Consider the following 17,228-nt stretch of genomic DNA (forward strand, 5'->3'; position numbering starts at 1 on the left):
GCTCCCGATGAGAGTCGATGGCGACGACACATCGAGAGGGTGGAACAGATGAACGTGGTTGTGGTGGGCGGCGGTTACGGCGGCATCGCGGTGGCCCGGGCGCTCGACGACGTCGCGGACGTCACCCTGGTGGAACCCCGGGAGACGTTCGTGCACAACGTCGCAGCGTTACGCGCGGCGGTCGATCCGGAGTGGACCGAGAAGATCTTCATTCGGTACGACGGACTGCTGTCCCGTGGACGGGTCGTGCGGGACCGGGCCGCCCGCGTGTCGGCGACCGAGGTCGAGCTGGCCGGCGGTGCACGACTGGCCGCCGACTTCGTGGTGCTGGCGACCGGATCCACGGCGCCGTTCCCGGCGAAGATCGAGCCGGGCGAGCGGGACCGGTTCGCCGGGACACGCGACACCCTGATGCGCGCGAGTCACGTGCTGCTGCTGGGAGCGGGTGCGATCGGGCTCGAGTTCGCCGGGGAGATCAAGGCCGCCTGGCCGGACAAGGCGGTCACGGTCATCGACCGCGGCCCCGAGGTGGTCGGGGGACGGTTCCCGGAGGAGTTCCGGGCCGGTCTTCGGGAACAACTGAGCGCTTTGAACGTACGTCTGCATCTCGGAACGTCTCTGCGCACCCTGCCGGAACCGGCGCCCGGAAGCCTGCGCCCCTTCACCGTGACCACCGGTGACGGGAACGTGATCGCCGCGGATCTCTGGTATCCGTGCTTCGGCACCGAGGTCCGCACCGATTACCTTGACCCCGGCCTGGTGACGGCCCGGCAGCCGGACGGTCGGCTGGCCGTGGCGCCGCGGCTGACCGTGACCGGGCACGAGACCGTGTTCGCTGTCGGTGACGTGACCGCGGTGCCCGAGTTGAAGATGGCGCGTGCCGCCGGGCAGCACGCCGAGGTGGTGGCCGCGAACATCCGCTCCCTGATCGCCGGGGAGCCGGCGCGTGCCGAGTACGCCGCCGCGCCGGACGGGATCGTGCTGCCGCTCGGACCGGCCGGTGGGATGAGTTACAGCCCGGACCTCGGCGTGGTCGGCGCCGAGATGACCGCCCAGTTCAAGAGCACGTTCTATCTGGAGCACTACCTCGAGATGCTGGGCGCGGCGATCCGTTCCTGACGGGCGGCGATCCTTCGCCGGGCCGCGCCGAACAGGGCGAGGCCGGCGAGGATGCCGGGACCCATGTGCACCGCGAGGACCCCGGCCAGTGCCGGCCCGCCCCAGTCGTTCTGATAGCTGGCCGGGTCGGTGAGGTCGATGACGAACGGCTCGGCGATCGCGCGGGCGACGAGGAACAGCCCGAACACGACACCGAGGGCCTTGAGTGTGCCGATGGCGAATCGCTTCATGTATCGAACGTAGGAACACCGCAGGCCAGGCTGCATCGGGATGATCCCGGATACGCACCCAGCAGGGGTCAGGTCGGGCCGGGTCAGGCGCCTGACCCGGCCCGCCGGCCGTTACTTGCCGGTGATCGTGCCCAGGTCGACCACCTGGTCCGCCGGCGGCTTCGCGAGGCCCGTGACCGGCTCGCCGAAACCGCTGAACACCAGCGCCGCGCCGTTGGGGCCGGGTTCCTGTTCTGCTCTTCACCGTTTGGGACCAAGATCATCACGCGCCTGGGTGTCAGGGCTGGTGGGGGGCGGTGCGGATGGCTTCGGTGAGAGCGGTCACCGCGCTGTCGTAGGAGTGCTGCGGCGGGGTGGCGTAACCGACGACCAGGCCGAGCGGCGAGGCTCGCGGGTCGTGGTGGAACGTGCTGAGGCCGTCCACGGCGACACCGTGCGCGGTCAGGTGAGCGAGCAGGTCCGGCTCGGCGCCGGCCGGGCCGGGCAGGGTCAGTACGGCGTGGAGGCCGGCGGCGATGCCGGAGAGGCGTGCGCCGGGGAGGTGGGTGGCGACGGCCCGGCCCAGGTGGTCGCGGCGGTGGCGGTAGCGGCTCCGGCAGCGTCGCAGGTGGCGGTCGAGTTCGCCGCCGCGGATCAGGGACGCGAGGACCAGCTGCTCGATGACGTTGAGGTGCGTCTCGTCGAAGCGCAGCACGTCGCGCAGCGCCGGGACCAGATGTGTTGGCGCGACGATCCAGCCGATGCGCAGGGCCGGCGCGATGGTCTTGCTGACGGTGCCGGTGTATACGACGAGGTCGGGGGCGAGCGCCTGCAGCGCGCCGACCGGCTGGCGGTCGTAACGGAACTCACCGTCGTAGTCGTCCTCCAGAACGACCGAGCCGGTGCGCCGCGCCCAGTCCAGCAGCTCGATGCGCCGCCGCGGGCTGAGCGTGACGCCGAGGGGGAACTGGTGTGACGGGGTGGTCACGGCCGCCACCTCGTCGCCGAGCTCGCCGACGACCAGGCCGTCCCGGTCCACCGGGATTCGGGTCACCCGCAGGCCCGCGTTCGCGGCGAGCGCGGGGTAGTCGGGAAGCGCCGGATCCTCGAAGGCGATCGTCGAGCCGACCCGGCTCAGCGCCTGGCAGAGGATCTGCAGGGCGTGGTTGTATCCCGCGCAGACGATGATGTGCTCCGGGGTGGTGAGCACGCCCCGGGCACGACCGAGGTAGTCGGCCAGGGCCGTGCGGAGGTCGGCGTGTCCTGTCGGGTCGCCGTAACCGAACGCGGCGTGCGGGGTCGACTGCAGGACCTGCCGGGTGGCGGCGAGCCACGGCCCGCGCGGGAACAGCGACAGGTCGGGCAGGCCGGGCCGCAGGTCGTGACCGTCGAACGGCGCGCGGAACGAGGGTGCCGGCGGCAGCACCGGGCCGGACGCGGGACCGGGTTGCGGTGCCACCCGGACTCCGGAGCGCGGCCGGGCCAGCAGATAGCCCTCGGCAGCGAGCTGTTCGTAGACCTGGCTGACCGTGCCCCGGGCGATGCCGAGCTCCTGCGCGAGGGCCCGGGACGAGGGCATCCGTGTTCCGGGCGACAGCTGCCCGCGTTGGACCGCCTCGCGCAGCGCCCGTTCCAGGCCGCCGCGCAGGCCCTGTCGCCGGTCGATGGCCAGGTGGAGGTCCAGGCTGAAACTGGCCCACTGTTCCGACATGGAACTGGACTATAGATGTGGGCCAGAGGATTCCTAGATTGATTGCCATGAGGCATCTGGCGATGAGTGTGGGGCAGACCGCCTACCTGATGGGACCCGCTAAGGGGTGGTGCAGAAGAGCATGGGGTTGGGTGCGGGCCGGTGGACGACGTCGTCGAGCGAGAGGAGACGCTTCGCCACCGTGAGCTCGGCGTACTCCTGCGGGGCGGCGGCGGCCGAAACGGTGAAGTGCGGTGCGTTGTGCGCGGCCAGCCAGTCGAGGACCACGCGGCCCTCGCGGGAGGGTGACGCCGGGCGGTGGAAGACGTCGTGCACGGCCACCGGGGTGCCGGGGCGGAGCCGGTCCAGCAGGTGGTGGCGGTACCAGTGCGCGAACGAGGCCGTGTGGACCGCGTCGATGAAGAGCAGGTCGATGCTCTCCGGAGTCAGGTCGCCGGTGGTGCGGACGTCGCAGTGGTGGAACTGCCAGCGCCCGCCGGCCAGCGACGGCGGGATCCGGTCGCGGGCGTGGCCGGTCATGTCGTACGTGTCCAGCCTGCCGTGCCCGTTGTCGGCCAGCGCGCGCAGCAGCCAGGTCGTGGACCAGCCGTGCTCGGCGCCGATCTCGACGACGCGCCGTGGCCGGAACTCCCGGACCAGCAGGTAGCTGATCTCGGTCTCCGCGTCGTCCAGGCGCGGCCGCATCCGCCGGTCTGCGGTGAGCAGCGCGGCCTGCGCCAGGCGAGCGTTGCGAAGGGCGTCGGCGTGCTTGAAGTAGAGGCCGACGACGGTGTCCATGTCGATGCTCATGCGGTTCCCCCGACCCTGATATTCCCGCGTACGGCCTGGTCATGCCGGGTCGTGGCCGAGAGTGATCTCGGCCATCGCGCGCAGCGAGGACGTGCCGGGCAGGAAGTAGCCGTCGTGGCCGCCGGTGTCGGCGCACGGCAGCGAAAGGGCGCCGAACCGCGCGTCGATCGGGAGGCGGCCGTGCCCGAGGCCGAACAGGCGCACGCCGGGCAGGCGCCGGGTCCAGTCGTCCGGCGCGCTGCCGGCCCAGACCCGGGCGCCGGTGCGCAGTGCGGCGCGGTCCGGCACACCCATGCCGGGACTGCCGATCGCGACGATGTCGGTCACCTGCGGCCCGAGATCGGCGGCGGCGCGACCGGCCACGATCGAGCCGTAGCTGTGGCCGATCAGAGTGATCCGGCGATCGGGGTGGTCCGCGGTCAGACCGGCGACGAACCGCGTCAGGGCGAGCGCTCCGGAGGCGGCCAGGTCTTCGCGGAGCGCGTCACGGCGTACGCCATCGGGGGTGTCATAGCCCAGCCAGGCGATCACCGCGACCGGCGCACCCGGCGCGACCGACCGGATCTGATCGTGCAGTTGCCGCGCCTGCCAGGCGGGCGCGCGGCGCTCGACGCCGCCGAGACCGGTGTCGAAGTTGGCGAGCTCGGTCTCCACACCGGGGATCAGAATGACCAAGTGGGTCGCGGTGTCCAGATCGCCCAGCACCTCGGCGACCCGGCCGTCACCGCGCCGGTCCAGCGCGAGGATCTGCCGCCCTGGCCGATTCGGGTCATGGTTCGCCGCGTAGCGCAGGTGCACCGGCACGCCGTCGAGGTTGCCGACCACCTCGGGGTAGCGGCGGACCAGGTCACCCGCCTCGGTCGAGGGTATGCCGGCGAACCAGCCCGCCACCTGTGCGGCTGTGGCGGTCGACGGATCGGGCAGATCGCGCGGATCGGACATCCACTCGGCCTGGCGGGGCAGCGGTGCGGCTTCCACCTGGGCGGGGCCAAAAAGCCACATAGCGGGCGCGGCCAGCAGCAGAGCCGAGACGATCCACATGCGGTTCATAACCGGTCCTCCCCGTCGATCGGTGCGTTGCGACGGCAAGGTAGGTCCGGGGACGGGGTCGGATCGTCACCCCGCGGAGCCAGATGGGCCCTAGTACCGAGGTATCAGCGTCTATGCTCGCGGCGATGAAACAGGGCGATGAAACAACAGCGCGGCGCGCCACCGTTCGTGACGTGGCCGCGCAAACCGGGCTGTCGATCGCCACGGTCTCCCGGGTGCTGAACGGCCGGTCCAACGTCGCGCCGCACACCCGGGACCGGGTGCTCAGCGCGATGGGCAGCCTGGGACGGCAGGCGCCGCAGCGGCGCGGCGGCCGGGCCGAGCGGGCGACCGGCGTCTACGTGCGCTGCCCATATGTACTGACCGACTACTTCGGACTGATCGTCTCGGCGGTGGCGGAGGCGCTCGAGCCGCACGGTCTTGAGGTGGTGCTCAACGCGGGCGTCTCGGCGCAGCGTGACCGGGTGCTGCCCGGCCTGACCGGGCGGCGAGGCATTGCCGGGGCGGTGCTCATTCTGCCTCCCGAGCCAGGAGCGGATTTGGTACGCCTACGCGATCGTGGCTTCCCCTTCGTGGTCGTCGACCCCCGCACCCCGCCACCGCGCAACATCGCCGCAGTCTCCGCCGCGCACTTCGCCGGCGCCCGGTTGCTCACCGCGCACCTGGTCGAACTCGGTCACCGCCGCATCGGCATCATCGGCGGGCCGCGCGACTGGCTGGCCAGCGAGAACCGCTTCGCCGGCTACCTCTCGCCGCTCGCCGACGCCGGTGTGCTGCAGGCGCCGGAGCTGACCCGGTTCGTGGCCGAGCCGACCACCGAGCTGGGCCACCGGGCCGCGGCCGAGCTGCTCGACCTGCCGGAGCGGCCGACCGCGCTGGTCGCCTTCAACGACAAGATGGCGGTCGGCGCGCTGCGGGCGGCGGCCGAGCGCGGACTGCGGGTGCCGGAGGATCTGTCGGTGGCCGGGTTCGACGACAGCGAGCTGGCCGAGGCGTGCCATCCGCAGCTGACCACGGTCCGCCAGCCGCTCGGCGAGATGGGCCGGATGGCGGTCAACCTGCTGTTGCGGATGCTCGGCGCGCACCGGCTGGACGCGTTGCACGTCGAGCTCGCCACCGAGTTGGTCGTGCGGGACTCGACCGGGCCGGTGGGTTCTTGACGTGTTTCACGGTTCCGGAACCGGAACACGGCAATCCGGAACCGCAATTCATTGACTCGCCTTAATTGACAAAGGTTTCCTTCCTGTTAAGTCGTCCCCTTCGGCGTCCCCTTTCGTCGTCGCCTTGACAGGAGGTCCCATGTCCCTCCGCAGAGTGCTGCTGGCCGCAGCCGTAGGAGTGTCAGCCGGTGTGGTCGCGACCGCACCGCCGGCAGTCGCCGCGGGTGAGACCGTCAGCGTTTACCTCACCACCACTTCGGACGGCGGCGGCCGTACCGTCACCCGAGGCCTGCAGCAGCAGGCGAACATCGCGTTCGGCCCGGCCGGCGGCTCCGCCAACCAGACCATCAACGTCAACGAGGGCGTCACCTACCAGACCTTCGAGGGTGCCGGCGCGTCGATCACCGACACCACCGCGTACCTGCTGCGGGGCGGGCCGGTCAGCGCGGCCACCCGGGACAGCGTGATGCAGAAGCTGTTCAGCCCGACCCAGGGCATCGGCCTGTCGTTCGTCCGCAACCCGATCGGCGCGTCCGACCTCTCCCGGCCCGGCAACGTGTCGCTCGACGACACCTGCTGCGACCTCAACGACTTCGGCGCCAACGGGTACGACACCAACGTCCGTCTGCTCACCCAGCAGGCCCGGCAGCTGAACCCGGCGCTGCGGGTGAAGGGCGTGCCGTGGAGCGCGCCCGGCTGGATGAAGGACAACGGACGGATGGACCAGATGGGCTGGCTCAAGTGGGAGCACTACCCCACGTACGCCCAGTACCTGGTCAAGTACATCCAGAGCTACCAGAACGCCGGTGTTCCGGTGAACTACATCTCGGTGCAGAACGAGCCGAACTGCTGCCAGGCCGGGAACCCGACGGCGATGAACTACCCGGGCATGAGCTGGAACCCGTCCGGGCTCGTCGAGTTCACGAAGAACTTCGTCTACCCCGCGTTCCGGGCGGCCGGGATCACCACGAAGGTGCTGATCCACGACTGGAACTACGGCGACTACGCGAACTTCGGCGCGGCCATCCTGGCCGACGCGGGTGTGCGCAACGACCCGCTGTTCGGTGGCATCGCCTGGCACGGGTACGCCGGTGACCCGGCGGTCGGCAGCCAGGTGAAGGCCGCTTACCCGTCGGTGCGGCAGTTCAGCACCGAGCACTCGGGTGGCACCTGGATCGGCAACCAGCACAACGAGGACATGAGCGACATCGTCAACTACACCCGCAACTGGAGCAGCAGCGTGGTGAAGTGGAGCCTCGCGCTGAACCAGAACATGGGCCCGCACAACGGCGGCTGTGGCACCTGCACCGGCCTGATCACCGTGCAGGAGGGTGGCAGCCGGGCCGGACAGGTCGACTACACCATCGAGTACTACACGACCGGCCACCTCACCAAGTTCGTCAAGCCGGGCGCGGTCCGGATCGACTCGAACAACACATCGGTGCAGAACGTCGCCTGGCGTAATCCGGACGGCTCCAAGGCGCTGATCGCCCACAACGGCGGCACGTCGGCCCAGTCGGTGCGCGTCAACTGGTCCGGCCAGTCGTTCGTGTACACCCTCCCGGCCCGCACCACGGCCACGTTCACCTGGTCCGGCACGACGACCACCCCGCCGCAGACGGGCGGAACGATCACCGGCCTCGCCGGCAAGTGCGTGGACGTGGCGAACGCGGCGACCGCCAACGGCACCGCGATCCAGCTCTACACCTGCAACGGCTCGGCCGCGCAGCAGTGGAGCCGCAACTCGGACGGCACGCTGCGCTCGCTCGGCAAGTGCCTCGACATCAGCGGGCCGAGCAACGCCGACGGCACGGTCACCCACCTCTGGGACTGCCACACCGGCACGTCGCAGAAGTGGACGTACGACAGCGCCACCCAGCGGCTGGTCAACCAGTACGCGAACAAGTGCCTCGACGTGACCGGCAACAACTCGGCCGACGCGACGCGGCTGCAGATCTGGACCTGTACGACCGGCGCCAACCAGAAGTGGGTGCTGAACTGATGCTGTTGAAGTCTGTGGTGGTGGCGGCCGTGGCTGCCACCACCCTGACCGGGGTTCCGCACTCCGGCGACGTGGTGACCGGTACCTACTCGGCGGGTGCGGTGCGCTGGGGCGGGTTGCCCGACGCCCGCTTCACCGGCTCGGACAAGACGTCGGACGCGACCGTCGTCGTCGACCCGAGCCGGACCCGGCAGGAGTACAGCGGGATCGGCTTCTCGATCGACGAGACCAGCGTCTCCAACCTGTGGAAGCTGACACCCGCCGAGCGCGACAGGGCGATCCGGCTGCTGGTCGACCCGCGCACGGGGGCGGGTATGGACAGGTTCCGGCTCACCATCGGCAGCCCGGACCTCATCGAGCATCTGCCGTTCTGGTCGTACGACGAGCTGCCGGCGGGTGTCACCGACGACTTCGGTCTCAAGTACTTCTCGATCCAGCGCGACATCGACACGCACATCGTCGACACGATCAAGTTGATTCAGAAGTACAACCCGAGGGCCACGTTTCTCGCGTCGGCATGGAGCGCGCCGGCCTGGATGAAGACGAACAACAAGTTCATCGGCGAGGTGGCTCTCAAGCCGGGGAGCACGACCGAGTATTACCAGGTCGGCAAGCTGCGGGACGATTGTATTGACGTGTTTGCACGCTACTACGTCAAGTACATCGAGGCGTACAGACGTCAACACATCAATGTGGACGCGTTGACGTTACTGAACGAACCGGGCATGGATGTCGTCTATCCGGCGATGGACATCAATATTGATCAACAGAAGAAGTTGTCCGTCGCTGTCAAGCGAGAGCTGCGCAAGGCGGGGTTGCGTACAGAGCTCTACGTGCACGACTTCAACTTCTGGGACTGGCGCGACCCGAACAGCACGGCGACCAAGAACTACCACCGCATCTTCGAGGACGCGGCAACACGTAAGGCCGCGGACGGGATCGCGTTCCACCCGTACTGGGGTGATCCGAAGGTGATGCAGACCGCGTACGAGGAGTTCGGCAAGCCGGTGCACCTCACCGAGACGAGCGACCTGTCGGCGGCGACCGTGTTGAACGACTTCCGGCTGGACGCGAGCTCGTACATCCTGTGGGCGCAGACAACCGACCAGGACGGCGGGACGCTGCACTGGACCGACAAGCGGGACAACAACGTCGACTGGGAGGAGATCGGGCGTACCACCAAGTGGCCGAACCGACTGGTCAAAGTGGACACCACGACGCGGACGTTCACGGTGCGGGACGAGCTGTACCAGCTGGGACAGTTCTCGCGGTACCTGCGGCCCGGTCACGTGCGGGTGCAGTCGAGCGGTACGGGTGACGGGGTCAGCAACGTCGTGTTCCGGGACGGGGACGAGTACGTGGCTGTGCTGCGCAACGCCAACGCGGTGGACACGTCCGTCGAGGTGGTGTCCGGTGGGAAGTCCTTCGTGACGACGGTGCCGGCTTCCGCGTACGCGACATATCGCTGGACCGACCGCACGCATCCCTCGCGGCACAACCGTGCGCCGGTCCTGGCCGGCGTGCCCGGCGTCGTGGCCGACCAGTACGCCACCGTGACCATCCCGCTGCGGGCGACCGACCGGGATCGTGACCGGCTCTCCTACTACGCCACCGACCTGCCCGAGGGCGTCGAGCTCGACGCGTCCACCGGTGTGATCACGTTGACGCCGTCGGTCGCGGGGGAGACGGACCTGACGGTCGCGGTGACCGATGGGCGTTCGCACGACGAGACGACGGTGCACCTGACGGTCCGGCCGAAGGGCGCGCCGGCCGGCGTGACGGTCGAGGCGGAGGGTTATGCCGAGCAGCACGGCTGGACCGAGGGCGGTGCGAACTTCATCGAGAGCAACGCCGCGGCCAGTGGTGGGCGCAACGTCGGCTGGACGGCGGCGGGGAACTGGCTCAAGTACCGGTTCGATCTCGTCGAGGGCGGTGCCTACCAGCTTGAACTGGGCGTCGCGACGGGAACGGGCGCCGAGGTGCCGAATGCGATCTCGATCCGGGACGCGGCCGGGCAGGTGCTCACGACGGTCACGGTGCCGAACACCGGGGGCTGGGGCAGTTATCAAGCGGTCCGGGTGCCGGTGGATCTTGTCTCCGGAGATCAACTACTCACGGTTTACTGTGAGGCAGGTGGGTTCAATCTGGACTACCTACGGCTGACGAGGTAGGGGCTGATCAGTCGTCCGGCTGCCGGAGGTGGGCCACAAGCGCGCCTCCGGCAGTTCGGGCGTTCAGGAGCTCTTCAGCGGCTCGGTCTTCTCGTCGGCCGGCTTCGCGAGGACGTGGGTCTCGTCGTCGTCCTCAGTCGACTCGACCGACCCTTCCGATTTATCGGATTTGTCGGTCAGGGTGGTCGCTGGGACGGCCAAGACGGTTGTTGGCTCGGCCTCGCGCTGCGCGGGGATCGCAAGCACGGTGGTCGGTTCCGGCTCGGGCTGGGTGGGGAGTACCAGGGCGGTGGTCGGGTCCGCATCGGCCGGCACGGTCGTCGGTTCCGCCTTGCTGGGCGCGGCAGGCTGCGCGGCCAGCACCGTCGTCGGCTCGGCCTCGGACTTCGCCGGCGGCGCGGAGGGTGCGGCCGGCGTGGGTGCGGCCGGCTTCGCGGTGGGAATTTGGAGCGCGACCGTCGGGTCTGCGGCCGGGACGGCGACAGGGACCGGCGGCATGGCGATCGTGCGGTCCGCGGAGGCGGGGACGGCTGGCGGCATGGCGATCGTGCGGTCCGCGGAGGCCGGGACGGCTGGCGGCATGGCGATCGTGCGGTCCGCGGAGGCCGGGACGGCTGGCGGCATGGCAACCGTGCGGTCGGCGGCGGAGGCCGGGACGGCTGGGGGCATCGGCATGGTCAGGTCGGCGGCGCGGCTGGCGCCGGTGCGCAGGACCGTGGTTTCGGCCACCGAGACCGGGATGCCGGTGACCCGGGCCGCGCCTCGGAAGCGGCCGATCTCGCCGATGATCGGCAGCACCGGCGGCTCGTAGCGTGCCCAGCGGCGGGCGCTCAGCGCGGTGGCCAGCAGCGGGATCGCGAGCAGGGCGGCCAGGCCGTAGCCGGGACGGCTCAGGTCGAAGCCCTCCTTCGACACCTCCGGGGCCCACAGCGACGCGTACGCCGACGGTGAGGTCCACGCCCAGACGGTGACGCCCAGGTAGGCGGCGCCGGCGAGGACCGGACCGGCCGGGGAGACCGGTGCGAACGCCAGGATCGCGAAGAGGATGCCGGAGAAGATCAGCAGCAGCAGGCCGGAGATCGACTCGGCGGCGAAGAGTTCCCGGCCGCGGCTGGACAGATCGTGGGTGAAGCCCACTCCGGCCAGGACCCAGATTGCCGGGGCCAGCACGAGCGCATAGAGGATCGACCTGAGGTGACGCATGATCCGGCACGCTACCTCGCGGCGGCAACGGCGGTCGAACGACGTCGTAACGTACCGGCCATGGAAGAACAGCAGGGCGGGCGCCCGATCTCGCACTCGCGGGTCACCCTCAGCCGGATCATGACCGCGGTGGACGTGAACCTCTACGGCACCGTGCACGGCGGCGTCCTGATGAAGTTCGTCGACGACGTGGCCGGTGCGGCGGCGGCCCGGCACAGCGGCGGCACCGCGGTGACCGCGGCGATCGACGAGATTGTGTTCCTGGAGCCGGTGCGGGTCGGTGATCTCGTGCACGCGTACGCGCAGGTCAACTGGACCGGCAACAGCAGCATGGAGGTCGGCGTGAAGCTGGCCGCGGAACGCTGGGACGCGGTCGGCGCTACACCGATCCCGGTGGCGACCGCCTACCTGGTGTTCGTGGCGGTGGACGTGGCCGGCAACCCGCGCCGGGTGCCGCCGGTCCTGCCCGAGGACGCCGCCGATCAGCGGCGCTTCAAAGAGGCTCTGATCAGGCGGGACCACCGTCTGGCGCGCCGTCGCGCGATCCAGCGGGCTCGTGCGGAACATCACCCGGCGATCGATTGAACAGCCCCTAAGGTGTGGGCATGACGACAGGCGAGGTGACGGCCGGCACACTGCTGTGGGAGCCGGCGGCGGACGCGCGGGAGACGACTCGGATCGGCCACTACCTGGCGTGGCTGGAGCGCGAGCGCGGGCACTCCTTCCCGGATTACGCGGCGCTGTGGGAGTGGTCGGTCACCGACCTGACCGGGTTCTGGCAGTCGATCTGGGACTACTTCGCGGTGGTGGCCCACGAGCAGCCGACGGCGGTGCTCGGCGACGCGACGATGCCGGGCGCGACTTGGTTTCCCGGTGCCACGCTGAACTACGCGGAGAACGTGCTGCGGATGCCGGGGCGGGAGGACGGCGACACTGTCGTCCTCGCGTACTCCCAAAGCCGTGAGCCGGTCCAACTGACCGCCCGGCAGCTGCGCGAAGAGGTCCGCCGCGTCCGTGCCGGGCTGAAGGCCCGCGGTGTCGCCAAGGGTGACCGGGTAGCGGCCTATGCCCCGAACATCCCGGAGACCTACGTCCTGATGCTGGCGACGGCGAGCCTGGGCGCGATCTTCTCGTCGTGCGCGCCGGAGTTCGGTGCCCGCAGCGTGATCGACCGCTGGAGCCAGATCGAGCCGAAGGTGCTCGTCGCGACGGACGGTTACCGGTACGGCGACAAGCCGATCGACCGCCGCGAGGAGATCGGTGCGATCCGGGCGGCGATCCCGTCGATCGAGCACGTCATCACCATCGGCTACCTGCACGGTGGCGGCGACTGGCACGAGCTCGGCGGCGACGACCCGCTCACGTTCGAGCCGGTGCCGTTCGACCATCCGCTCTACGTGCTCTACAGCTCCGGGACGACCGGTCTGCCCAAGCCGATCGTTCACGGACACGGCGGCATCCTGCTGGAGCACCTCAAGATCCTGGCGCTGCATCACGACCTGGGCCCGGCGGACCGCTTCTTCTGGTTCACCACCACCGGCTGGATGATGTGGAACTACCTGGCCAGCGGTCCGGCGGTCGGCGCGTCGATCGTGCTGTTCGACGGCAATCCGGGCTGGCCGGACCTCTCCGCGCTCTGGGACCTGGTCGACACCGCCGGGATCACCTATTTCGGTACATCGGCACCGTTCCTGATGGCCTGCCGCAAGGCCGGGCTGACCCCGGGCAAGCGGCTCAAGGGCGTCGGCTCGACCGGTGCGCCGCTGCCGCCGGAGGGTTACGGCTGGGTCTACGAGGCGGTCGGCTCCGAGCTTCAGCTGCTCTCGCTCTCCGGCGGCACCGACGTCTGCACCGGTTTCGTGGGCGGCTCGCCGCTGCAGCCGGTGCGGGCCGGGGTGATCGCCTGCCGGGCCCTCGGCGCCCGGGTGGAGGCGTTCGACGGTGAGGGCAAGCCGGTCATCGGCGAGCTGGGCGAGCTGGTGATCACCGCGCCGATGCCGAGCATGCCGGTCGGTTTCTGGAACGACGCGGACGGCAGTCGCTACCGGGAGGCGTACTTCGACGTCTTCCCCGGCGTCTGGCGGCACGGCGACTGGATCACCATCGGCGAGGACGGCACCTGCGTCATCACCGGCCGGTCGGACGCCACCCTCAACCGGGGCGGGGTGCGTCTCGGGACGGCGGAGTTCTACTCCGTGGTGGAGAGCCTGCCGGAGATCGCCGACTCGCTCGTCGTGCACCTCGACAAGCCCGGCGATCCCAACGGTGAGCTGTTGCTGTTCGTGGTGCTCACCGAGGGGATCGCGCTGGACGACGCGTTGCGCGGCCGAATCGCGCGAGAGCTGCGTGCGGCGCTTTCGCCGCGGCATGTCCCCGATGCGGCCTACAGCGTACGCGCGGTGCCGCGCACGCTGTCCGGCAAGAAGCTGGAGGTGCCGGTCAAGAGGATCCTCACCGGGACGCCGGTGGAGTCGGCGGCGGCCAAGGGTGCACTGGCCAACCCGGAGTCCCTGACCGCCTTCGCCGACCTGGCCCACGACCGGCGTGTCGGAAACAGCTGATTAGTGCCGTTTTGCGCGGCGCGGCGTCCGGTTTGCGAAGTCAGACCAGCGTGACCGACACCTTCTCGGTGCCGGCGCGACCGTCCAGCTTCGTCCGGTCGAGGTTCGCGCAGAGCACCACCGACGCGCCCGCCACCAGTGGTGCGAGCAGCCAGTCGGCCGGGTCCGGATACGCCGCGACGTCGATCAGGACCCGGTCGCCGGCGCCGATGCCGAGGCCGGTGGCGCGCTCCTGGGCGGCCTCGATCGCGTCCGCGTGACTCAGCTCGTACGGCCCGCCGATGGCCAGGTCGGCGGGGGAGACCGGCGCGCCCCGGAAGTGGTCGCCGTGGTTGCGGACCTCGGTGACGTAGTCGGTGTACCCGTCCGGGAGCGTGCGCAGCGGCATGGCCAGCGGCAGCAGGCCGGTGGCGTACCGGTCGGTGGTGCCCCAGGCGGCCGCAGCCTCGACCCGGTCCGGCGTGGTGAACAGCGCCTCGACCGGCTGGGCGCCGTCGCCGCCCAGGTCCGCGGCGACCCCGGCGGCCGCCGCGCCGAGCAGCAGGGCCGCGGTCTGCCAGTGCGGCGGCAGCAGCAGCGCGATGGTGTCGCCGTGCCCGAGGCCGGCGCCGTCGACCAGCAGGTTGGCCGTCTTGGAGACCCAGTTCTCCAGCGTCAGCCCGGACAGTTCGGTGCGGTCGCCGGTGGCGTCGTCGTACCAGGTGAGCAGCGGCGCGGCCGGGTCACGGCGGACCGCCTCCGCGAACGCCTGCGGGATCGTGTTCGTCACCGCCCTCACGATAGATGGATCACTGTGCGTGACGACGCTGGAACGGGCCCACGGATCGGCGTGGCGCGATCGCGATGGGGCGGTGTCGCGGACCCTCTCCCGAAGCCTTCTCGGCGTACTCTCAGTGGTGAGTCCCACCGCAGCATCGGTACGTCAGAGACGCCAAGGAGATGCCTCGTGACCCCCGGTCGCCCCCCGCGAGTGCTGGTCGACGCCACTAGTGTCCCCGCCGACAGAGGCGGAGTCGGCAGATATGTCGACGGCCTGCTCGGAGCCCTCGGACAACAGAGTCCCGAACGTGTCGACCTGGCCGTCGTGGCCCAGCGTTCGGATGCGGAGCGTTACCGTCGCATGCTCCCCGAAGCCGAGGTGATCCCCGGCCCGGCCGCGATCGCGCATCGCCCGGCCCGGCTCGCCTGGGAGCAGACCGGACTGCCGTTGCTGGCGCAGCAGATGGGCGCCCAGGTGCTGCACTCGCCGTTCTACACATGCCCGCTGCGAGCCGGATGCCCGGTTACGGTCACGGTGCACGACGCGACCTTCTTCACCGAGCCGGAGCATTACGACAACACCAAGCGCACGTTCTTCCGCAGCGCGATCAAGACGTCGCTGCGCCGGGCCGCCCGGGTGATCGTGCCGAGCAAGGCGACGCGGGACGAGCTGATCCGCCTGCTCGACGCCGACCCGACCCGGATCGACGTGGCCTATCACGGGGTGGACCAGTCCGCCTTCCACATGCCCAGCGACGAGGAGAAGGCCCGGGTGCGTGCCCGGCTCGGCCTCGGCGACTCGGGGTACGTCGCGTTCCTCGGCGCCAAGGAGCCACGCAAGAACGTGCCCAACCTGATCCGGGGCTGGGCGCGCGCGGTCGCCGACTGGCCGCACCCGCCCGCGCTGGTCCTGGCCGGTGGTCAGGGCCACGACGACGACATCGACCGGGCGGTCGCCGAGGTGCCGTCGCACCTGCGCCTGCTCCGCCCCGGCTATCTGCGGTACGCGGATCTGCCCGGCTTCCTCGGCGGCGCCCTGGTCGCCTGCTACCCGTCGTTCGGGGAGGGCTTCGGGCTGCCGATCCTGGAAGCCATGGCGTGCGGCACGCCGGTCCTCACCACGCCGCGTCTGTCGCTGCCCGAGGTGGGTGGTGACGCGGTGGCGTACACGACCGAGACCCCCGAGCGGATCGCCGAGGACCTCGCCGACCTGCTGCACGACGAGCGCCGCCGGGAGACCCTCGCGAAGGCAGGTTTCGACCGGGCTAAGGAGTTCACATGGGCCTCCAGCGCGGAGGTACACGTAACGACTTGGAATCGGGTCGTTGCTTGATCATCAACTAAACTTTCCGCACATGAGCGACGAACAGGCCGTGCTGTACGGAGTGGTTCTGGCCGGGGGCACCGGAACCCGACTCTGGCCACTGTCCCGCGCCGGTCATCCCAAGTTTCTTCACCCCCTGACCGGCACCGAGGCCTCCCTGTTGCAGGCCACGGTGGACCGGCTGGACACGCTGACCTCCCCCGAACGGACCTTTGTGGTGACCGGCGTGGCACATGCCGCCGCCGTGTCCCGGCAACTCACCGCGGTCCCCGACGAGAACGTCCTGGTCGAGCCGTCACCGCGCGATTCGTGCGCTGCGATCGCCCTGGCCGCCGCGGTCATCGCCCGGCGCGACCCGGACGCGGTCATGGGCTCGTTCGCGTCCGACCACCTGATCGCCGACACGGCCGAGTTCGCCGCGGTGATCCGCAAGGCGATCGCCGGCGCGCAGCAGGGTCTGCTGATGACGCTCGGCATCACCCCGACCCGTCCCGAGACCGGGTACGGCTACCTGCAGTGCGGCGGTCCCGCCGGTGGCGAGGGTGCGCTGAAGGTCGAGGAGTTCAAGGAGAAGCCGTCGTACGACGTGGCCGAGAGCTACGTGAAGTCCGGCAACTACCTGTGGAACGCCGGGATGTTCGTCTGGCGGGTCGACACGTTCCTCTCCGAGCTGTCCCGGCAACAGCCGCAGCTCGCGGCCGGTGTCAGCCGGATCGCGCAGGCGTGGGACACCGCTGCCCGCGAGGAGGTGCTCGGCGAGGTCTGGCCGACCCTGCCGCGGATCTCGGTGGACTACGCGGTGATGGAGGGCGCGGCCTCGGCGGGCCGGGTCGGCACCATCCCCGGTGACTTCGGCTGGAACGACGTCGGCGACTTCCACACGCTCGGCGAGGTGCTCACCGCGGATCCGGCCGGCAACGTGGTGGTCGGCTCGGGCGCCGACCTCGAGCAGCGGCCGACCGTGCTGCTGCGCGACTCGGAGAGCCTGGTCGTGCTTCCCAACTCGGGTCGTCTCGTGGCGGCCCTCGGCGTCCGTGATCTGATCATCGTGGACACGCCGGACGCGGTTCTGGTGTGCCCGCGTGAGCGCGCGCAGGAGGTCAAGCACCTGGTCGACGAGCTGAAGGAGCTCGGCCACCACGGCTACATCTAACCCTGCTGTAAATGCCG

14 protein-coding genes are annotated in these 17,228 nt (G+C 70.2%); 8 read left to right on the forward strand and 6 right to left on the reverse strand.

Features of this window, described 5'->3' with window-relative positions; translation table 11 throughout:
- Nucleotides 1-48 precede the first annotated feature (48 nt).
- Complete coding sequence (locus AB0M02_RS08885) at nucleotides 49-1,119, forward strand: FAD-dependent oxidoreductase (RefSeq protein ID WP_364223729.1); 1,071 nt, start codon at nucleotides 49-51, stop codon at nucleotides 1,117-1,119.
- On the opposite strand, the gene AB0M02_RS08890 is transcribed toward AB0M02_RS08885, so the two are convergent.
- The 4 genes from AB0M02_RS08890 to AB0M02_RS08905 form a co-directional block, all read right to left on the reverse strand.
- Nucleotides 1,083-1,349, reverse strand: coding sequence for a hypothetical protein (locus AB0M02_RS08890; protein WP_364223731.1), 267 nt, complete (start codon nucleotides 1,347-1,349; stop codon nucleotides 1,083-1,085). The two genes, AB0M02_RS08885 and AB0M02_RS08890, sit on opposite strands and share 37 nt — an antisense overlap.
- A gap of 277 nt (nucleotides 1,350-1,626) precedes the next feature.
- Nucleotides 1,627-3,039, reverse strand: coding sequence for a PLP-dependent aminotransferase family protein (locus AB0M02_RS08895; RefSeq protein ID WP_364223733.1), 1,413 nt, complete (start codon nucleotides 3,037-3,039; stop codon nucleotides 1,627-1,629).
- 99 nt (nucleotides 3,040-3,138) lie between these two features.
- Nucleotides 3,139-3,828 carry a class I SAM-dependent methyltransferase gene (locus AB0M02_RS08900; RefSeq protein WP_364223735.1) on the reverse strand — a complete coding sequence of 230 codons (690 nt, stop codon included), beginning with the start codon at nucleotides 3,826-3,828 and terminating at the stop codon, nucleotides 3,139-3,141.
- A gap of 39 nt (nucleotides 3,829-3,867) precedes the next feature.
- Nucleotides 3,868-4,878: an alpha/beta hydrolase gene (locus tag AB0M02_RS08905; RefSeq protein WP_364223737.1), complete on the reverse strand. Its 1,011-nt coding sequence runs from the start codon at nucleotides 4,876-4,878 to the stop codon at nucleotides 3,868-3,870.
- A gap of 125 nt (nucleotides 4,879-5,003) precedes the next feature.
- Here AB0M02_RS08905 and AB0M02_RS08910 point away from each other — a divergent pair, with 125 nt between their 5' ends.
- The 3 genes from AB0M02_RS08910 (at nucleotide 5,004) to AB0M02_RS08920 (ending at nucleotide 10,211) form a co-directional block, all read left to right on the forward strand.
- Complete coding sequence (locus tag AB0M02_RS08910) at nucleotides 5,004-6,038, forward strand: LacI family DNA-binding transcriptional regulator (RefSeq protein ID WP_364223739.1); 1,035 nt, start codon at nucleotides 5,004-5,006, stop codon at nucleotides 6,036-6,038.
- Between the two features lie 139 nt (nucleotides 6,039-6,177).
- A complete protein-coding gene (locus AB0M02_RS08915; RefSeq protein WP_364223741.1) occupies nucleotides 6,178-8,040 on the forward strand; it encodes a ricin-type beta-trefoil lectin domain protein in 1,863 nt (620 codons plus the stop codon).
- Entirely contained in the window at nucleotides 8,040-10,211 is a 2,172-nt protein-coding gene (locus AB0M02_RS08920; RefSeq protein ID WP_364223743.1) for a carbohydrate-binding protein, read from the forward strand. The genes AB0M02_RS08915 and AB0M02_RS08920 overlap by 1 nt, the downstream gene beginning before the upstream one ends.
- A 63-nt stretch (nucleotides 10,212-10,274) precedes the next feature.
- Here AB0M02_RS08920 and AB0M02_RS08925 read toward each other — a convergent pair whose 3' ends face one another.
- Nucleotides 10,275-11,414: a hypothetical protein gene (locus AB0M02_RS08925; RefSeq protein WP_364223745.1), complete on the reverse strand. Its 1,140-nt coding sequence runs from the start codon at nucleotides 11,412-11,414 to the stop codon at nucleotides 10,275-10,277.
- Nucleotides 11,415-11,474: 60 nt separating this feature from the next.
- Here AB0M02_RS08925 and AB0M02_RS08930 point away from each other — a divergent pair, with 60 nt between their 5' ends.
- Both AB0M02_RS08930 and AB0M02_RS08935 read left to right on the forward strand, forming a co-directional pair.
- Nucleotides 11,475-11,999 carry an acyl-CoA thioesterase gene (locus AB0M02_RS08930; RefSeq protein ID WP_364223747.1) on the forward strand — a complete coding sequence of 175 codons (525 nt, stop codon included), beginning with the start codon at nucleotides 11,475-11,477 and terminating at the stop codon, nucleotides 11,997-11,999.
- A gap of 20 nt (nucleotides 12,000-12,019) precedes the next feature.
- Nucleotides 12,020-13,975: an acetoacetate--CoA ligase gene (locus tag AB0M02_RS08935; RefSeq protein WP_364223749.1), complete on the forward strand. Its 1,956-nt coding sequence runs from the start codon at nucleotides 12,020-12,022 to the stop codon at nucleotides 13,973-13,975.
- Between the two features lie 40 nt (nucleotides 13,976-14,015).
- Here the strand turns inward: AB0M02_RS08935 and AB0M02_RS08940 are convergent, their stop codons facing one another.
- Entirely contained in the window at nucleotides 14,016-14,744 is a 729-nt protein-coding gene (locus AB0M02_RS08940; RefSeq protein ID WP_364223751.1) for a TIGR03089 family protein, read from the reverse strand.
- A gap of 177 nt (nucleotides 14,745-14,921) precedes the next feature.
- On the opposite strand from AB0M02_RS08940, the gene AB0M02_RS08945 reads away from it, so the two are divergent.
- Entirely contained in the window at nucleotides 14,922-16,067 is a 1,146-nt protein-coding gene (locus tag AB0M02_RS08945) for a glycosyltransferase family 1 protein (protein ID WP_364223753.1), read from the forward strand.
- 40 nt (nucleotides 16,068-16,107) lie between these two features.
- Entirely contained in the window at nucleotides 16,108-17,211 is a 1,104-nt protein-coding gene (locus tag AB0M02_RS08950) for a sugar phosphate nucleotidyltransferase (protein WP_364224505.1), read from the forward strand.
- The last annotated feature ends 17 nt before the right edge of the window (nucleotides 17,212-17,228 follow it).

This window comes from Actinoplanes sp. NPDC051861 (assembly GCF_040681145.1).
Taxonomy (GTDB): Bacteria; Actinomycetota; Actinomycetes; order Mycobacteriales; family Micromonosporaceae; genus Actinoplanes.